General features: G+C 40.7%; 1 protein-coding gene. It reads right to left on the bottom strand.

The features are described from left to right. Position 1: 1 nt before the first annotated feature. Positions 2-1,039, bottom strand: a 1,038-nt coding sequence (locus L1D50_RS23045) for an AraC family transcriptional regulator (RefSeq protein WP_239966939.1), incomplete at its 5' end; no start/stop codon positions are given.

Below are 1,039 nucleotides of genomic sequence, written 5' to 3'. Positions count from 1 at the left end.
CTTATATTAATTTTGAAAATTGACTCGGAGTGTAACCCGTTTGCCTTTTAAAAACACTGTTAAACGAGGATTTTGAGTTAAACCCAGCATTCATTGCGAGCGCTAACAAGTTGGGCGTTATTTGCTTTTCGCACTGCAGTTGCTGTTTTACCTCATCGACCCGCAGGCTATTGATATACTCATTAAAGTTGTAACCACCACAAGTATTGATGGCCCAAGAAATATCCTTTACCCCAAGTCCAACTACCTCAGCAACATCGTGAATAGTCAATCGTGGCTGGCGATATAAATAGTGCTGCATAATCGTGTTATGAATTGCATTGAATATCTCGGTTGGATCCTCTAACTGTTTATTCACCTTATTGAGCGTTACTTCTTGAGCTTGCGTTATCGAATCTTCGAGGTGTGGTTGATTGTGTACTTTGACAACTAGGTAAAGATTAATTGCAAGTAACCACACTAAGTCAATAAAATACCAGAGTGCTTTAGTGCTGATACCGTTGTATGTTTGCATATTAAGCCTGACCAAATCCACCAGAGCAAAGATCATAAACAAGACAACCGTTGTTCTGATCCATTGTAAATCGCGCGTACTGACGTCCGCTCTGATCTCCGCGGATGCTCGCTGGTAACTACCAACAAGTTGTACCGTAAAAGCAAAATAAATCAACTGACTAACTGTACCAAACGCAATCACAAGCGGGGTGTATTCAGTAAATGGAAGCGCCAGCAAAACAGGTAAGAAATGGACTAACCTTCGCTCTTGCTTATGTTGATTGGCGTGCAGTAAATTTTTAAACAGAAAATAGACTAAAGGCCCAGTAGCTAGGGTAAATACAGGCGTGATAAGTAAATAACTTCTAACCCCTAACGTTTCTTCAGCGAAGTTGGTTGCCATCAGCACACATTGAAATAACAAATAAATGACGAGCATTCGTGCGCGTGGTTGATTGGCAAAAATTAATATTGCGAGGAGATAAGCCCCAACAGAGACGAGTTGAATTCCATTAACTGGAACAATGTGAAATGACTGAAGCAC

Origin of the sequence: Pseudoalteromonas sp. Isolate6 (assembly GCF_022398435.1) — a bacterium.
GTDB classification, from domain to species: domain Bacteria; phylum Pseudomonadota; class Gammaproteobacteria; order Enterobacterales; family Alteromonadaceae; genus Pseudoalteromonas; species Pseudoalteromonas galatheae.
The sequence above is the reverse complement of the archived record's forward strand: the minus strand, read 5'-3'. Positions and strand labels throughout refer to the sequence as shown.